General features: G+C 61.5%; 12 protein-coding genes and 1 pseudogene. 10 read left to right on the top strand and 3 right to left on the bottom strand.

Annotation, left to right across the window (positions count from 1 at the left end; translation table 11 throughout):
* Positions 1 to 4 precede the first annotated feature (4 nt).
* Positions 5 to 1162 carry a DUF3500 domain-containing protein gene (locus EOE18_RS00285; protein WP_127705057.1) on the top strand — a complete coding sequence of 386 codons (1158 nt, stop codon included), beginning with the start codon at positions 5 to 7 and terminating at the stop codon, positions 1160 to 1162.
* Positions 1162 to 2328 carry a HupE/UreJ family protein gene (locus tag EOE18_RS00280; RefSeq protein WP_127705055.1) on the top strand — a complete coding sequence of 389 codons (1167 nt, stop codon included), beginning with the start codon at positions 1162 to 1164 and terminating at the stop codon, positions 2326 to 2328. The genes EOE18_RS00285 and EOE18_RS00280 overlap by 1 nt, the downstream gene beginning before the upstream one ends.
* Positions 2329 to 2337: 9 nt before the next feature.
* Here EOE18_RS00280 and EOE18_RS00275 read toward each other — a convergent pair whose 3' ends face one another.
* Together EOE18_RS00275 and EOE18_RS00270 are read right to left on the bottom strand one after the other, a co-directional pair.
* Positions 2338 to 3243, bottom strand: coding sequence for a LysR family transcriptional regulator (locus EOE18_RS00275; protein ID WP_127705053.1), 906 nt, complete (start codon positions 3241 to 3243; stop codon positions 2338 to 2340).
* Positions 3244 to 3373: 130 nt separating this feature from the next.
* Positions 3374 to 4288 (bottom strand): annotated as a pseudogene (locus EOE18_RS00270) (ThuA domain-containing protein).
* A gap of 325 nt (positions 4289 to 4613) precedes the next feature.
* Here EOE18_RS00270 and EOE18_RS00265 point away from each other — a divergent pair.
* The 6 genes from EOE18_RS00265 to EOE18_RS00240 all read left to right on the top strand — a co-directional run bounded on the left by EOE18_RS00265 (position 4614) and on the right by EOE18_RS00240 (position 13282).
* Positions 4614 to 6197 (top strand): carboxylesterase/lipase family protein, encoded by a 1584-nt coding sequence (locus tag EOE18_RS00265; protein ID WP_246027176.1) that lies wholly within the window; start codon positions 4614 to 4616, stop codon positions 6195 to 6197.
* Between the two features lie 187 nt (positions 6198 to 6384).
* Positions 6385 to 8670, top strand: coding sequence for a TonB-dependent receptor (locus EOE18_RS00260; protein WP_127705051.1), 2286 nt, complete (start codon positions 6385 to 6387; stop codon positions 8668 to 8670).
* Between the two features lie 84 nt (positions 8671 to 8754).
* Complete coding sequence (locus EOE18_RS00255; RefSeq protein WP_246027175.1) at positions 8755 to 9372, top strand: gluconate 2-dehydrogenase subunit 3 family protein; 618 nt, start codon at positions 8755 to 8757, stop codon at positions 9370 to 9372.
* Between the two features lie 20 nt (positions 9373 to 9392).
* Complete coding sequence (locus EOE18_RS00250) at positions 9393 to 11078, top strand: FAD-dependent oxidoreductase (RefSeq protein ID WP_127705049.1); 1686 nt, start codon at positions 9393 to 9395, stop codon at positions 11076 to 11078.
* A gap of 3 nt (positions 11079 to 11081) precedes the next feature.
* Positions 11082 to 12476: an MFS transporter gene (locus EOE18_RS00245; protein ID WP_127705047.1), complete on the top strand. Its 1395-nt coding sequence runs from the start codon at positions 11082 to 11084 to the stop codon at positions 12474 to 12476.
* A 26-nt stretch (positions 12477 to 12502) separates the two neighbouring features.
* On the top strand, positions 12503 to 13282 hold the full coding sequence (locus EOE18_RS00240) for a TIM barrel protein (protein ID WP_127705045.1): 780 nt from the start codon (positions 12503 to 12505) through the stop codon (positions 13280 to 13282).
* 103 nt (positions 13283 to 13385) lie between these two features.
* On the opposite strand, the gene EOE18_RS00235 is transcribed toward EOE18_RS00240, so the two are convergent.
* Complete coding sequence (locus EOE18_RS00235; RefSeq protein WP_127705043.1) at positions 13386 to 15008, bottom strand: GMC family oxidoreductase; 1623 nt, start codon at positions 15006 to 15008, stop codon at positions 13386 to 13388.
* A gap of 141 nt (positions 15009 to 15149) precedes the next feature.
* On the opposite strand from EOE18_RS00235, the gene EOE18_RS00230 reads away from it, so the two are divergent.
* Both EOE18_RS00230 and EOE18_RS00225 read left to right on the top strand, forming a co-directional pair.
* Positions 15150 to 15530: a C-glycoside deglycosidase beta subunit domain-containing protein gene (locus tag EOE18_RS00230; RefSeq protein WP_127705041.1), complete on the top strand. Its 381-nt coding sequence runs from the start codon at positions 15150 to 15152 to the stop codon at positions 15528 to 15530.
* 13 nt (positions 15531 to 15543) lie between these two features.
* Complete coding sequence (locus tag EOE18_RS00225; RefSeq protein WP_127705039.1) at positions 15544 to 16557, top strand: sugar phosphate isomerase/epimerase family protein; 1014 nt, start codon at positions 15544 to 15546, stop codon at positions 16555 to 16557.
* Positions 16558 to 16599 lie beyond the last annotated feature (42 nt).

Genomic DNA, 16599 nt, shown 5'->3' with positions numbered 1-16599 from the left:
GGAAATGACGATGGAAATTCTGAACAAGCTGCGCGCCTCGCATGTGGCGATGGCGGGGGCGATGGGCGGCATGCTGTTGCTGGCCGCTTGCGGCGGGGACAGCGGGTCGGGCAGCTCGTCCAGCTCTTCGAGCAGCAGTTCGTCGAGCAGCAGTTCCAGCTCCAGCTCTTCCAGTTCGTCGAGTTCCTCCTCCTCCAGCGCGTCCTCTTCCTCATGTTCCACCAGCAGCGGGCAGGGCGCCTATATGACCTGCCTTGCCAACAATTTCCTTTCCACGCTCAGCACCAGCCAGCAGAGCAGCGTGCAATTGTCGCTGACCTCGACCAATGCCACGCAATATTGGTCGAACCTGCCCGCCAGCATGGCCACGCGTAAAGGCCTCAGTCTGGGCAGCCTGACCACCGCGCAAAAGGCCGCCGCCATGGCTTTGGTCAATGCCGCCCTGACCAGCACGGGGCAGGCGCAGGTGACCAACAATTTGCTGGCCGATGACTATCTCTATTCCGCTGGCGGCGGTTCCACCTATGGATCGGGCAATTATTACATCTCGTTTCTGGGCACGCCATCGACCAGCGGGGCGTGGATTCTGGAATTTACCGGACACCACTACACCTATCTCTATTCGATCAACGCCAGCGCCACGCCGGTCAGCCTGACGCCCAATTTCGTCGGGCTGGAGCCGGTCAGCTTTACCTCCAATGGCAGCACCATTCAGGGCATGGCCACCCGCCAGCAGGCGTTTCTGGCCATGATCAGCAGCCTGTCCAGCACGCAATTGGCCAGCGCCAAGATCACCGGCATATCCGATCTGGTGGTGGGCCCGCAGGCCGATGGCAAATTCCCCACCCAGAGCGGTCTGGCCGTCTCCTCGCTGAGTGATAGCCAGAAGGCTTTGGTGAAAGCCGCGATTGCCACCTATGCGCAGGATGCCAATGGGACGGGGCAATATGATGCCTATACTTCGGACACGGCCCTTGCCTCCACCACTATCGCATGGGCCAATTATTCCGATCTGGCCACCAAGGGGTCCTATGTCCGCATTGATGGCCCACGCGTGTGGATCGAATTTTCGGTGCAGGGCGGGGTGATCTTGAGCGCCAACCATTATCACACGGTCTGGCGCGACAAGACCTATGACTATGGCGGCAATTTCTCGTTCTGATGATGATGTCGCGTGGTCTGTGGTTGCTGGTGCTGGCCTGTCTGTTGGGGTGGGCCAAGCCTGTGACCGCGCATCCTATCCTGCAAACCATGGTGGAGGTGCGGCTGCAGCCCAAAGCGGTGCGCTTGCATCTGGTGCTGCCATCCTCGGAATTGGCCTTCGCCTTGGTGGAGGCAGGGCAGATCCCGCGCCCGCCGCCGCTGTTCAAGGCCTATCCAGCGCTGCCCGCGTCAATGGTGCGGGCCTATGTGTTCAGCCATTTGGCGGCTAAGGGGCGCGATGGTCAGGCGTGGCGCGTGGCTGTGCAGGGGCTTGCTCCTCCCAATGAACGCCTGCCCGATGGCGATCCGGCCAAGGATTGGCTGGTCGATGTGGACCTGATCCCGCCTGATGGGCAGAATGTCGGGTCGGTGGTGCTTCGACTGGGCACGATCACGCGGGAGGTGGTGAACCATACCGCGATTGTCTCGTTGATGCAGGATTGGCAGGGCGGAGTGTTGCCGCAAAATGCGGTGTTGCTGGGCCGGGTGGAGCGCGGCGAGGGGAGCATTGCCATCACGCCGGGCGCAGGTCTGGCGTGGAAGGCGATGGTGCAAATGGTGCAGATGGGCCTCTGGCATATTGCCGAGGGAGCCGATCATCAGGCTTTCCTGCTGACCCTGCTTTTGACCGCTGGCCTGATCCCTTTGGGCAAGGGCTGGGTGGCGGCCGGTGGCTGGCGGGCCTTGACGCGCGATGTTGTGTGGCGGGCCAGTGCCTTTACCTTGGGCCATTCGCTATCGCTGCTGGCCACCTCGCTGGGCTGGCTGCCGGAGGGTGGGCAAAGGATCGAATTGCTGATCGCCCTGTCGGTTGCCCTGTCGGCGCTGCATACGCTGCACCCGATTTATGCGGGGCGCGAGACTTGGATTGCGGGCTTTTTCGGCCTGATCCACGGCATGGCCTTTGCCACCGCCATCCGCGACATGGCATTGCCGGTAGGGCAGGTTTTGCTGGCCACTTTGGGTTTCAACATCGGGATTGAATTGGCGCAACTGGCTTTGGTGGCTGTCGCGCTGCCGGTCGTGTTGATGTCCCGCCAATGGGACGCAGAGGCGATCCTGCGCTGGAGCGGGGCCTTGCTGGCTCTGGGTTGCGCGCTGGTATGGGTGGTGGAGCGGATCTAGCCTTTGCGCTCAAACAGAGGGCGAGTGCCGCCGCAGCGCATCGACCAGCAGTTGGAAGGCGGGCGAGGACTGGCGGCGGCTGGGGTAATAGAGGTGGTATCCGGCAAAGGGCGGGGTCCAGTCATCAAGCACGCGGATCAGGCGTCCTGCCTTGATGCTGTCTTTCACCACATCCTCGATGGTCATGGCCAGCCCGAGGCCTTCCTCGGCGGCTTGCAACACCATGCCCGAACCGCTGAAGGTTAATTGCCCTTCTACCCGTACATTCATCGCGCGCCCGTCTTTTTCAAACTCCCAAGCATAAAGCCCGCCCGAGGAAGCCATGCGCATATTGATGCAATTGTGCTGGGCTAGATCCTGCGGGGTTTGCGGGATCGGGTGGCGCTCAAAATAGGCGGGTGAGCCAACGCAGGCCATGCGCATTTCCGGCCCGATTTTCACCGCGATCATGTCGCGGGCAATCGCCTCGCCCAATCGGATGCCCGCATCGAAACGCTCCTCCACAATGTCGACAAAGCGGTTGTTGATCGACACTTCGATGTGGATGTCGGGATATTCGGGCAGCAACTTTCTGACCGCAGGCCACAGCAAAGTGCGGGCGGCATGTTCAGAGGCGGTGATGCGGATATGGCCGGAAGGCTTGTCGCGCAATTGCGCCACCTGCGCGATGCCCTGCTCGATCTGGTCCATGGCCGGAGATAGCAGCGCAATCAGCTTTTCCCCCGCCTCGGTCGGGGCCACCGAACGCGTGGTGCGGGTCAACAGGCGGATGCCCATCCGCTCTTCCAACCGCCGCATCGTGTGGCTCAATGCCGATTGCGAAATGCCCAGCTTGGCCGCCGCCCGCGTAAAGCCGCGCTCCTCGGCCACCACCAGAAAGGTCGAGAGATCGGCAAGGTCGGTGCGGTTGCTCAAGGGGGCTTACTCCGGCGCAATAGGCTCTGTTTTGCAAAAAGCCCTTTCCGTTGCGGCAGGCAAGTCCGATTGCGCCATTTGTCCGCAGGGGAAGGGGACGAAGCGCGCTTCGTCCCCCTTGGTGATGGGCTTATTTGACCGGATAATCCTTGGCTTCCTCCAGCACGGGCAAAGTCACCTTGCCGCTGGCCGCCCATTCGGTGCCGCGCAGGATCAGCGTTTGCAAGGGCTGGAAATGCAGCGATACCTCGTCATGGCCGAGTGTGATCGAAAAGACGCGGCCCTTGCCATAATCGGCGGTCCACACTTGCGGGTGGTCGGCGTCCATGCCCTTCATGGCCTTCAACTTGTCTGGTGTATAGGCGGCGGCCGGATATTTCGGGCCGGTCAGGCGCGGGTCATAGGCGGCCGAGGCATCATGCGCGGTGGCCAGCACATGGATGCGGGCCTGCGGGTCCACGGCCATATTGGTTTACATGTCATCATTATAGGTCCAGACGAATTCGCGCATGCCTGCGGTGATCGGATGGTCGCGGTCGACCAAATGGACGGGAAAGGCTCCGGGAGGTGCGCGGCGGCTGCTGCCCGGTTCCATTGCGCCGCCGATCAGGCGCTTATATTCGGGAATGTCGCGTCCCCAGGTAAAGGAGGAGTGATAGGCCACTAGCCCGCCGCCTTCGCTGACATATTGATAAAGCGCCTTGAAAGCGGCGTCCGACCAGACATGTTGCACCGGATCGGCATAGTTCCAGCGGCTGGAATAATTGAGCAGCACCACATCATAGGCCTTGAGCGTGGCCAGCGTGCCCTGGTCGAAATCCTCGGTGATGCGGACGTCGAAACGCTTGCTGTCCTGCATCATGTTGCGCAGCATATTGTTCACGCCGGTCCAGTCATGCTCATAGGAATTGCGGCCAGAGATGATCAGGACTTTAAGCCGGTCCTCCTTGGGGTTTACCGGAATCGCCACGCGTTGCACGGTTTCGGGCGGGCGGTAATCGATGGTGACGATCACTTGCGCGGCGGCGGGCAGGCTGGTGCCCATGATACAGGCGGCAAAGGCCGCGCCCAACAGTTTCTTCATCCTCACTCTCCTTGGATCAGGCCGTCTTGGTTGCGGCCATGTTGCGTGTTCGGGATGGGGAGAAGGGCGCGCTTGGCGCAAAGGGCATGAATGGCACGTCGATCTCCCAATCGGCGGCCCCGGTGCAGCCCGTGGATCGGGCCCGTTTGCCTGGCGACTTATCCTGTCGCTACTTTATGGAATGAAGGTTCGCATTTGTGCGGTGTGGCGTCAAGCGGGGAATGGCTGGCTTGACCAGGTATTGGAACGCAAATACTATTTATGAAAATCATTGGGAGAGATTTTCATGACCAAAGGTCACCGCTGGCTGGCACTGGCTTCTGCTTTCATGTCCTTTTCGATCGCCGCGCCAGCTTTGGCAGGGCCGGTGGTACACACCGGTTTGGGGCGCGTGGAAGGTGTGGCGAAGGGTAAGGTAGAGGCTTTTCTGGGCCTTCCCTATGCGCAGGCGCCGGAGGGAGAATTGCGGTGGCGCGCGCCGGTTCCAGTCAAAGCGTGGCAGGGCATCCGTGATGCGGGCAAATCGGGGCCAGCCTGTTATCAGGCCGATGGTGGCGCGGGTTGGGGGCCCTATTCGGCCGAATTTATCGCGCCCACACCCTTTGCCGAGGATTGCCTGACGCTCAATGTGTGGCGGCCTGCGGGCGCGGGTAAAGGTCTGCCGGTGCTGGTGTTTATCCATGGCGGCGGCTTTGGCGGGGGCGGGGCCAATGTGCCGATCTATGACGGTGCAGCCTTGGCACAGCGCGGCGTGGTGGTGGTTACGATCCAGTATCGCGTGGGCGTTTTCGGTTTTGCCGCCCATCCTGTGCTATCGGCGGAATCACCGCGCCATGTCTCGGGCAATTATGGCCTGCTGGACCAGATCGAGGCCCTGAAATGGGTGCGCGCCCATGTGGGAAGCTTTGGCGGCGATGCGGCCAATATTACGCTGGCCGGTGAATCGGCGGGGGCGGCTTCGGTGGGCGACCTGCTGGTTTCACCTCTGGCCAAGGGGCTGTTTGCCAAGGCCTTTGCCTTGAGCGGTGCCAGCATGGCGGTGGACACGCCGCCCTTGGTTAAGGCTGAACAGGTTGGCGTGGAACTTTGGGCGCGACTGGGCAAGCAGAGCGCCGCCGAGATGCGCGCCATGCCCGCCGATGCTTTGGTGGAGGCTACCAAGGCTATTCCCGATGCTTCGGGCAAGGGGCCGGGTCTGGTCTATGTGCCCAACGTCGATGGCGCAGTGCTGCCCCATGATCCCACGCTGGTAGGCAAGCCGGTGGTCAATAGAGTGCCCTTGATGAGCGGTTTTAACGGCGCGGAAATGATCGATCCTTCGGTGGACACGCCGGAACGTTTCGAACAGGCGCTGAAGGGCCGCTATGGCAGCTTTGCCGACAGATTGCTGGCGCTTTACCCCCATGCCACGCCGGAGGAGGTGCGCGCCTCTAACCTGTTGGTGGCGCGGGATCGCTATATGAGCGGCCTGCTGCTATGGGCAGAGGCGCGCAAGGCAGCGAGTGGGCAGCCGGTCTACGCCTATCTCTATGACCACGCCTATCCCGCCAAGCCGGGGGGTGTTGGTTTCGGCGCTTTCCACTCGTCCCAACTGCCCTATATTTTCGGCAATCTGGGGTTGGGCGGGCGTAGTTTCTCCGCGCAGGATCAACGGATCAGCCGCCAATGGCAGGATCTGTTGCTTGCCTATATGCGCAAGGGCAATCCGTCGGGCGTGAATGGCGTCTGGCAACCGGTTGGCCGCGCCGATGACCTGCGCGCGATGCAGATCGGTGATCGCAAAGGCATGGGCGTGGTGGTCTCCTCGCCCGAAAGATTCGCGGCGTTCAAGGCCTATGCCAAGGCCGGTGGCAATCTGGGCCTGATGTAAAGTTTCCCTCCAAAGGCGCCTGCGCGGGGTGGTTTTGGCTGTGGTGTGGCCACCTTGTCGCAGGCGTTTTGCCATCGTTCAAATTGGAATTTAAATTCTTGACAGCCCATCGGGTGAACAATAACCTTGGTTCCAATTAGTGCGCAGGGCAAAAAGCCCTGGCACGGTTTCCATGGGAGGATGCTTGATGACCAAAAGGACTTATCTCTCGCTGTTGCTGTGCGGCGCTGCTTTGGCGCCGGTTTCGCCCGCCATGGCCCAGCAGAAGCCGGCCAATGGCGATGTCGAAATCATTGTGACCGCCCAGAACCGCAAGGAAAACGTGCAGAATGTGCCGATCGCCATCTCGGTGATTTCCGGTTCGGCCCTGCAGGCCAAGGGCGTAACCGATTTTACCTCGGTCCAGCGCGTTTCGCCCGCGCTTAATATCACCAGCGATACGAACAACACCCGCGTTACCGTGCGCGGTGTGGGCACGCTGTCGAACAATGAGGCGCAGGACCAGTCGATCGCCATCAATATTGACGGCGAATATATCAATCGTCCCACCCTGCTTAACACCGCCATTTTCGACATTGACCGCGTCGAAGTGCTGCGCGGTCCGCAGGGTACGCTTTACGGCCGCAACTCGACCGGCGGCGCGGTGAATTTCGTGACCCGCAAGCCGGGGGTGACCAATTCGGTGTCGGGCGGCATCACCTATGGCAATTTCAACGCCGTGCATGCCGAGGCGGGCGTTGATCTGGTGCTGGGCGATGTGGCGGCGGTGCGCGTGGCGGGCTTCTATCGCTCGCATGATGGCTACAACTACCATCCCAACACGCCCTTCAGCCCGACCTCGGCGCTGGCGGTTTCGCAGTCGAACCGTTCGGACAATGACAACACCGGCGGCGGCCGTGTCAGCCTGCGGTTGAAGCCTGCCTCGGGTCTGGTGATCGACGCCTCGGCCGAACATGTCGAGCAGACCGTCATCCCTGCTGCACAAATGTGGGCGGATATGACCGGCACGGCCTATAATCCGGGCACCAGCACCAGCGCCTGTCTCAATGGCTGGACTGCCTTTGCCGCGCGCACTGGCGGGATCAGCTGTCTGCCTTACAACATCGACGTTCTGGTAGGCAAAGACCGCAGCACCTATAATTCGCCGGTCATTGGCGTGGGGCGCACGCATTTGATCGCGACGGCCCTGCGTGGCCGGGCTGCCTATGACATGGGCTTTGCCACGCTGACCTATACTGGCGGCTATCGTGACTCCAAGGTGACCGGCGGGAACACGCTCTCGCCAGCCTTCTATTTCACCAATTTTGGCGGCCTTGTGAAAACGCAGAGCCACGAATTGCGTCTGAACGGCACCACCGGCGGTGTGCAATGGCAGGGCGGCCTGTTCTATTTCAACGAGAAGCAGAACACCAATGGCGGTCTCTATACGCCCTTCGTGGGGGCCACAGGTTCCTATGTGAACTATTTCCGCCATCCCACGCTGACCAAGAGCTATTCGGCCTTTGGTCAGGTGGAAGTACCCTTGAGCGACAAGCTGACCGCTGTTGGCGGCGCGCGCTATACGCAGGACGAGCGTGACGGAGCGTTCCAGAACTATGCCTTCGCTTTTGGAAGCGGGCCGATCGAGCTGACCACGCAGCCTTCCTCGACCACGATGCTCAAATATTCGGGCGGCAAGTTCACCTGGGCGGCGGGCCTCAATTACAAGCCCAATGGCGCCACGCTGATCTATGGCAAGGTGTCGACCGGCTATAAGGCGGGCGGCTTTGACGGCGCGGGCACGCAGTTCCGTCCTGAAACCAATACGGCCTATGAAGGCGGCGCCAAGCTGAAGCTGGGCGACCATATCCTGAACTTTGCCGGTTTCTATTATGACTACAAGGATCTGCAGAATGACGTTCTGCTCAACCCTACGGTGGGTGGGCAGACCTTCAACGCGGGCAAGGCCAAGATCTATGGTCTGGAAGTGGATACCACTTTGCGCCTGTCGCCCGATGATACGATCAACGGCTCGCTCAACCTGCTGCATGCCACCTATACGGATTTCATCGCCAGCGTTTCGCCCTATAATATCGGCACTGGCCCTTCGGCGCCTTTGACGATGAATCTGGCGGGTCGCCGTCTGCCCCAGACGCCCAATTTCGTGCTGACCTTGGGCTATGACCACGTGTTCCATCTGGGTTCGGCAGGCACGCTGACGGCTTCGGCCTTCACCCGCGTCAAGGGCGACTATTACCTCGACTTCTACAATTATGCCTCCAGCCATCAGGACATGCGCACCCAGTCGGATTTGAGCGTGACCTACAAGCCGGAAAGCAAGCATTTCAACATTCAGGCCTTTGTCCGCAATGTCGAGAATTACCGCTCGCTGGCCTATGCCGGCAATACGGTGGTGCCCGGCATCGCCAATATCTATAACTTCCAGTTTGCTCCGCCGCGTACCTATGGCGTGCGTCTGGGTGTGGAGTTCTGATGCGGGCCTGAGCCCTTTATTGTGAGGTGGGGCGGTCCTGTGAGGAGCAGGTCCGCCCTGCCGTTTTTCTGGAGCAAGTCCCCGATGCCGATTTCGGATTACCGACTGGCCCGCCGCGATTTTGTTGCAGGCTTGGCGCTGTTTGCCGCCGCAGCCCCATCACTGGCGCAGGCAGCGCAAACCAGCCACAAGCAGGCGACCAGCCCGCGCCACCTCCTGCTGCGTGAAGTATCGCAATTGGTGATCCCGCGCAGCACCACGCCGGGGGCAGGCGAAGTTGGCGTGGGCGCCTTTGTGCTGCTGGGTTTGGCGCATGGTCTGGCGGGCAGCCATGGGGCTTTGCCCAAGACCCTGCCTGAAGGCGTGGCCGCGCATGTGGGCGCCGATGGCAGGCTGGATTATGTCGGTTGGCTCAAGGCAGCGCTCGATCAGGCCGCCGGCGCGCCCTTCATGGCCCAGCCACCGGCTCGCCGCCATGCCGTGCTGGCCGCGCTGGACGCGCAGGCCTTTGATCCCAAGGCGGGCTGGCATCCGTGGAAGGCGATCAAAAAGCTGATCCTGACCGGCTATTACACCAGCGAAGTGGGCGGCTCGAAAGAGCTGAACTATGTGCATGTTCCGGGGCGTTTTGACCCCGACCTTCCCCTGAAACCCTCTGACCGCGCCTATTCCAGCGACTGGACCGGCGTGGATTTCGGTTAAGCGGATTGGGGAGAGAGACGATGGATTTTGATGCAATTGTCGTGGGTTCGGGCATCAGCGGTGGATGGGCTGCCAAGGAACTGGCCGAAGCGGGGTTGAAAGTGTTGATGATCGAGCGTGGCCGCGAGATCAACCACCAGCAGGATTATGCCACCGAATGGAAAATGCCATGGGATATGCCCTTCCGTGGCGAGGGCGACAGCGACCTGTATGACGCCGAATATGCGGTGCAAAAGCGCAATCGCCATTTCACCGAATTTACCCAGCCCCATTTCGTCAATGACGCGCAAAACCCCTATCAGACCGGCGAGGGCACCGATTTTACCTGGTTCCGCTCCTATCAGCTGGGCGGGCGCTCGCTGACTTGGGGGCGGCAATGCTATCGCTGGTCCGATTATGATTTCATGGCCAATGCGCGCGACGGGCATGGCACCGACTGGCCGATCCGCTATGCCGATCTGGCGCCCTGGTATGACAAGGTGGAGAGCTTCATCGGTGTCTCCGGCGCGAAGGAAGGCTTGAAGCAATTGCCCGACGGGCAGTTCCAGCCTCCCATGGCGCTCAACGTGGTGGAACAGCATGTGCGCGAGGCAATCGCCAAGCGCTGGCCCGAACGTTGCGTGACGATTGGCCGCACCGCCAATCTGACCGAGGCCAAGCCCGACGAGGCGCGCAATGCCTGTCAGAACCGCTCGATCTGTGCGCGGGGTTGTTCGTTTGGTGCCTATTTCTCCACGCAATCCAGTACGCTGCCCGCCGCGATGAAGACCGGTAATTTGACCGTGATCACCGATGCCGTGGTGGAAAAGCTGGCCTATGATCCGGCCACCCGCCGCGTGACGGCGGTGCATTATCTGGACACCAAAACCCGCACCCGCAAGCAGGCCAGTGCGCGTCTGGTGTTCCTCAATGCGGGCGCGTTTAACTCGGTGCATATCCTGCTCAATTCGGCGCAGGCGGGTATGGAAAACGGCCTTGCCAATGGCAGCGGCGTGTTGGGCACCCATATCATGGACCATGCCAATACTTTGGCGGCGGCCGCGATCATGCCCGGATTTGAAATGCATACCACCTTTGGCAACCGCCCGACCGGCGTGGTTCTGGCGCGTTATCGCAATATGGATGTGATGGATGGCGTGGGCCATACGCGCGGCTTCTCTTTCCAGGGTGGCGCCTTGCAAAGCACATGGACGCAGGGCAACCGCATGGCGGGCATTGGCGCGGATTATAAGGAAACTTTGCGTCGCCCCGGCCCGTGGCGGATGGTGCTGGCCAGCTTTGCCGATTGCGTGCCGCGTGCCAGCAACCGTCTGACGCTGGACCGGACCAAGACCGATCCCAATGGCCTGCCGCAGCTGAAAATCGACTTTGCCTTTGGCAAGGAAGAACTGGCCGCCTTGGCGCAGGCCAAGGCCGAAGCTTCCGAAATGCTGACCGCAGCGGGTGGCAAGGTGCTGTTCGGTTCGGATCGGCCCGGTGCGGGCGGTGCGGCGATCCATGAAATGGGCGGGGCGCGTATGGGCCATGATCCGGCCAGCAGCGTGCTCAACAAATGGAGTCAGGCGCATGAGGTGGCCAATTTGTTCGTCACCGATGGCGCGCAAATGTCCTCCAGCGCCTGCCAGAACCCCTCGCTGACCTATATGGCGCTGACCGCGCGGGCGGCCCATGCCGCGGTATCCATGCTGCGCGAAGGCAAGATCTGAGCCATGCCCGATATTGCCCGCCTTTCGCCACGTCAGAAGACGCTGGCGCTGATCACGCTGGTCATCGCGCTGGTGCTGGAGATTGTCGATATGACGATCGTCAACACCGCGCTGCCCGCGATCAAGGCCAGTCTGGGGGCCAATAGTCAGGCCTCGCAATGGATCGTGGCGGGCTATTCGCTGGCTTTCGCGCTGCTGTTGATGGCGGGCGGCAGGCTGGGGGATTCCTTTGGCTATCGCCGGATGTTCCTCTGGGGGGTGATCGGCTTCACGCTGGCCTCGGCGGCTTGCGGATTGGCGACCACCGGCACCCAATTGGTGGGCGCCCGCCTGTTGCAGGGCGCGGCGGGCGCGGTGATGGCGCCCCAAGCCATGGCGCTGGTGCAGGTTCTGTTCGACCCGCTGGAGCGCGTGTCGCGCATGGCGATGTTTGGCATTATTGGCGGGCTGGCCTCGATTGCGGGGCCAATTCTGGGCGGTATTCTGATTGAGGCCAATCTGTTCGATCTGGGCTGGCGCGTGGTGTTTCTGATCAACCTGCCGGTGGGGCTGGGCGCGGTCATCGCGGGGCTGGTGTTCCTGCCCGAGGCGCGTTCGGGACGGCCTGCGGGTTATGACCTGACAGGTATGGCTCTGTTCGGTCTGGCCATGGCGGCGCTGTTCTGGCCTTTGATCGGTGCGGGCGAGGCTGGGCGTGGCGCAGGGCATTTTATCACCATGCTGGCCGTGCCGCCTCTGGTCTGGGCCGGTTGGCGCCATGTGGCGCGGCGGGTGGATCGGGGGCAGTCTGCCCTGTTCGATCCGGCGCTGTTTGCCATTCCCACCTTTCGCAAGGGGCTGGCCCTGTCGATCACTTTCAGCGCGCTGACAGCGGGTTTCCTGCTGGTCTTTGCCTTTGCGCTACAGGCCGAACGTGGCCAGTCGCCCTTGTTCACCGGCCTCTTGCACATGCCCTATGGGTTTGGCGCGATGTTCGGCATTGGCGTGATGAGCCGCAGCTATCTGCCCCGTTTCGGCCGCCTTGTGCCGGTGGTGGGGGCCAGCATGATGGTGCCTGCCTGTGCAGGGGTGCTTTATGGTTCCACGGTCGGCCAATGGCCATGGGCGCTGGTGGGGGCACTGCTGGTGATGACCGGCGCAGGCATGGGCATGACGGTGGGCTGCATCGGGCCGATTGCCGTTTCCAAGGTGGACCGCGACCATGCCGGTTCGGCCAGCGCGATGATGAAAACCACCCAGCAATTGGGCAGCGCTTTGGGCGTGGCCTTGATCGGCAGCCTCTATTTCGCGGTGTCTGTCCGTCCGGCTCTGGCGGGCTTGGCGGCCATCGAACTGCTGCTGCTGGCCTGCATTGTCATGGCGTTCAACCTGCCTTCGCGCATGTTCGACGCAGACTAAATCTCCCTATCACGAAAGGATGCCTCATGGCTTTCGAGCTGTCGGTCAATATCGAATATATGTTTCAGGAAGCGGGCGAGCGATTAGAAGACCGCATCGCCGCCGCCGCTGCCGCTGGCTATCGCAAGGTGGAGATGTTTTTCACCAGCGGGCGCGATGTGCCTTCGCTGGCCAAGGCGCTGGCCGATCATGGCGTGCAGATGATGAGCCTGCTGGCCGATCCGCGCACGCAGCTGTTCAACAAGGAAACCCATGGCACTTTCCGCGATCTGTTCCGGCAGGCCGCCGAGGATGCGGTCACTTTGGGCTGCCCCAATGTGGTTGTCGGGTCGGGGCCGGGTGTGCCCTTTATGAAGCGCGCGGTGCAATTGGCCCATGTGGCCGAGGCGGTGGCTGGCATCGTGCCCATTGCCGAGGAACTGGGCGTGACCGCCATTCTGGAAGCGGTGAACACGCGGGTGGACCATCCGGGCGTCCTGTTCAGCCAGACGATTGACGCGGTCACCGTGATCAACGCCGTGCAATCCCAGCGCGTGCGCCTGCTCTATGACCTCTACCACTCGATTGTGGAGGGCGAGGATCCCGCCGAGCAATTGGCCCAGCATGCCAGCCTGATCGAGCATATCCAGATTGCCGATGCGCCCGGTCGTGGGCAGCCCGGCGTTGGCGCGCAGGATTGGCCTGCGCTGCTGGGTCTGATCCGGCAATCGGGTTATACCGGCGTGATCGGCGTGGAATGCTATCCCACGCTGGCCTCTACGCCCGATGCCTTGGCCTATATCCGCGATCTGGCCGCAGCGGCCTGAGATTAACCCACAGCCCCGTCTTTTCCGGCGGGGCAAAGGGCACAAGAAAACCCGCACCGGAGCTGTCCGGCGCGGGTTTCTTTTGGTCTGTGCTGCGCGCCAATTAACGCGGGCGGTCGGCCAGAATAAGCTCGGCCGCGCGGGCCCCAATCGCCATGGCGGGGCCATTGGTGTTGCCCGATACCGCCTCCGGCATGATCGAGCAATCGACCACGCGCAGGCCCGCCACGCCATGCACACGGCAGCGGTCATCGGTCACCGAATTGGCGGCATCCTTGCCCATGGCGCAGGTGCCCATGCCATGCAGGCCCGGCTCCACCATCTGGCGCACGGCGGCCACAATGTCGTCCTCGGCCTGCACTTCCACGCCGGGGATGCGCTCATTGCCGACATAGGGCGATAGCGAAGCCGAACCGGCAAGGCGGCGCAGCAGTTTGAACAGCTCGACCGACTTTTCCTGATCATAGGGATCGGTCCAGATCGCCGGATCGATCAAAGGCGCCTCGCGGAAATCGGGCGAGGTGAGCGTGACCGTGCCACGGCTGCGCGGGCGCAGGTGATAGGCGGAGAACGTGATGCCGGGGCGGTCGCTGATCGGGCTGCCGGGCTTGGTGGTCATTTCCTGCACGGTGCGCATGGCAAAGGCCGCGCCCGCCAGCTGGAAATCAGGCCAGTTGCTTTCCACGCCCTTGCTGGACACCAGCGCGGTGATCGGCAGGCCGACGCGGGCCAGCGGGCCGGTGCGGGTGACGAAATAGCGCAAAGCGTTAAAATAGAGGCGCGGGGCGATGAATTCGCGGTTGGTGCCCGGATTGTTGTGCAGGTCGAAGGAAATGCCCATCTTGTTGTGATCCACCAGATTGCGGCCCACTTGTGGCAAATCCCGCAACACGGCGATGCCCAGCTTTTGTAAGGCTTCTGCCGGACCAACGCCCGACAGTTGCAGCAATTGCGGCGAACCGAAAACGCCTGCGGACAGGATCACTTCGCCATCAGTCAGGATCGTCTGTTCCGCGCCATTTTGTTCGACCAGAACGCCGGTGGCGCGACCATTTTCGATCAGCACTTTCTTCACCGCCGCATAGGTCATGATGGTGAGGTTGGGCCGGTTGCGGATGGGGGCGACAAAGGCCTCATAGCTTGACGCGCGCTGGCCTTTGCGGTCCACAGTATATTGCGTGCGGCCCGCGCAGGGCACATTGGGCGTGGTCACATCATCCACCCAGGGCGCGCCCAGCGTGCCTAAAGCCTCGGCAATCGCGTCGAACACGGGCGATTTGTAGGTGGAAGGCGTGATTTGCAATTCGCCATCGCGGCCACGACCGGCATGAGCACCGGGGGCACGATAGTTTTCAAACGACTTATAGCAGCGGCTGATTTCGTCCCAGCCCCAGCCCGACAGGCCGTGCTTGGCCAGATTGTCATAATCGGCCGGAACGCCCTGCAAATACCATGTGCCATTGATGGCCGAAGAACCCCCAAGGCCGCGCCCATAGGCCTGCCTTTCGGGGCGGCGGCCCGGTTGCTGCACCACGGGAAAGCTGCGGAAATAATCCGGCTTGCCCATGATTTTGACGAAGCCGCCAGCCATCTTGATAAAGGGATGCTGGTTATCGCCGCCATCCTCGATCAGCAGCACGCGGTTGCGCGGATCGGCGCTGAGCCGGTTGGCCAGCACGCAGCCCGACGAGCCTGCCCCTACGATGATATAGTCGAAATGTGCCATCCTGTCCCCGCTTGAACCCGTTTTGATAGTAGAACACTCATTCGTTTTTATTCAGCACATGGCTTGACCGCCTGTCAAGCTTCAATTAGAAGTCGCATTCCAATTAATCGACATCCATCACATCAATAAGGGGATAGCAGGATGCTGCCGGTAGAGCGGATTATCGGAGAGGAAGGGCTGGAAGCCACGGAGCGCGGAGCAAGGTTGGCGATGCGCCTGCCATGGTATCGCTCGCTGCCTTTCTCGGTGGTTCAGGTGGCCAGCGTGAAGCTGGACGGGGCCGATATCGACCTGTCCGACGCGGTGGTCGAATTTGACGACCAGAGCTTTCCGCTGGCCGAGATTGGCGAGCAGACCAATGCGTTCTGGTTCGTGCGCGACAGCGCCTTTCTGGTGTTGCCCAATGTCGCGGTGAAGGCCGATGACAGCCATGAGGTCAGCCTCGTGATCAACATCAGCCCGCCCTATATTCCGGGCATGACCCGCGTGAACCCGATGACCGCCACTTTGACCGTCGCCTGAGAGGAGCCAGACCATGACCACTGTTACCGGCCCGCAGGTGGGCGTTACGCTTTATGCTTTCACCAATGAATGGCTGACGCGCCAGTTTGATCTCGATGGCCTGCTGGGCGAAGTGGCCAAGCGCGGTCTTGGCCCCAATATCGAGATCATCGGGTTCCAGTCCTTCAAGGAATTTCCCGATGTCTCGGATGATTTCGCATCCTATTTCAAGGATCTGATCGCCAAGCACGGGCTGAACGCGGTGTCTTGCGCGATCAATTCGGACCGTTTCATGAAGCCGGGCCAACAGCCGATCGATGACGCTGATCTGGTCGAATATCACAAGCGCCAGATCCGCAGCGCCAAGAAGATGGGCTTCAAACTGACCCGTTCGCAATTCGCGCTGCCCGCGCATTTGCTGTCCGAACTGGCGCCTTTCTGTGAAGATATCGAAATGCCGATGGGCGTCGAGGTCCATGCCCCGATGTGGGCAGGCCACCCCGCCGTGCTGGAATATCGCGAGGTCTATGAAAAGCTGAACTCGCCCGCTCTGGGCTGGATTCCCGATTTCGGCGGCACCGCCCGCGCCATTCCGCCCAGCCTGCTGGATGCGGCCCGCGCCATCGGTACGCCCGAAGCGCTGATCGATGCCACCAAGGATATCTGGCAAGGGCCCGAAGCCTCCTATGTCAAGGCGGGCAAACTGCGCGCCATTGCGCAGGACAAGGGCTATGAACTGGCCCATGTGCAGGCCTGCACGCTGGCCTTCTTCATCCTGTCGAACAATGATCCGCAAAGCTGGGCCGAGATGGTCGACCGCACCATTCACATCCACGGCAAGTTCTATGGCGTCAGCAACGAGGGCGTCGAAGAGGCCATTCCCTATGAGGACATCCTGCCGATCTTCCGCGATGGCGGTTTCACCGGCACGATCGTTTCCGAATGGGAAGGCCATGCCTATTGCGCGGTGGACGCCTTTGAACAGGTACGCCGCCACCAGGCCATGTGCCGCCGTATTCTGGCGGGTGAGCCGGTTGTGGCGGCCTGATCAGGCTTGCGATCAAAAGGGAAAGGCGGCGGGCAACCTGCC

Origin of the sequence: Novosphingobium umbonatum (assembly GCF_004005905.1) — a bacterium.
Classification (GTDB): domain Bacteria; phylum Pseudomonadota; class Alphaproteobacteria; order Sphingomonadales; family Sphingomonadaceae; genus Novosphingobium; species Novosphingobium umbonatum.
Note: the sequence above shows the minus strand (reverse complement) of the source record. Positions and strands in the feature narration are given on the sequence as shown.

Bases quoted from the DNA above. Each gene is read 5' to 3' on its own strand.
- EOE18_RS00255 (WP_246027175.1), top strand. From the start codon at position 8,755: ATGCCGATTTCGGATTACCGACTGGCCCGCCGCGATTTTGTTGCAGGC.
- EOE18_RS00260 (WP_127705051.1), top strand. From the start codon at position 6,385: ATGACCAAAAGGACTTATCTCTCGCTGTTGCTGTGCGGCGCTGCTTTG.
- EOE18_RS00265 (WP_246027176.1), top strand. From the start codon at position 4,614: ATGACCAAAGGTCACCGCTGGCTGGCACTGGCTTCTGCTTTCATGTCC.
- EOE18_RS00245 (WP_127705047.1), top strand. From the start codon at position 11,082: ATGCCCGATATTGCCCGCCTTTCGCCACGTCAGAAGACGCTGGCGCTG.
- EOE18_RS00230 (WP_127705041.1), top strand. From the start codon at position 15,150: ATGCTGCCGGTAGAGCGGATTATCGGAGAGGAAGGGCTGGAAGCCACG.
- EOE18_RS00250 (WP_127705049.1), top strand. From the start codon at position 9,393: ATGGATTTTGATGCAATTGTCGTGGGTTCGGGCATCAGCGGTGGATGG.
- EOE18_RS00225 (WP_127705039.1), top strand. From the start codon at position 15,544: ATGACCACTGTTACCGGCCCGCAGGTGGGCGTTACGCTTTATGCTTTC.
- EOE18_RS00235 (WP_127705043.1), bottom strand. From the start codon at position 15,008: ATGGCACATTTCGACTATATCATCGTAGGGGCAGGCTCGTCGGGCTGC.
- EOE18_RS00280 (WP_127705055.1), top strand. From the start codon at position 1,162: ATGATGATGTCGCGTGGTCTGTGGTTGCTGGTGCTGGCCTGTCTGTTG.
- EOE18_RS00240 (WP_127705045.1), top strand. From the start codon at position 12,503: ATGGCTTTCGAGCTGTCGGTCAATATCGAATATATGTTTCAGGAAGCG.
- EOE18_RS00285 (WP_127705057.1), top strand. From the start codon at position 5: ATGACGATGGAAATTCTGAACAAGCTGCGCGCCTCGCATGTGGCGATG.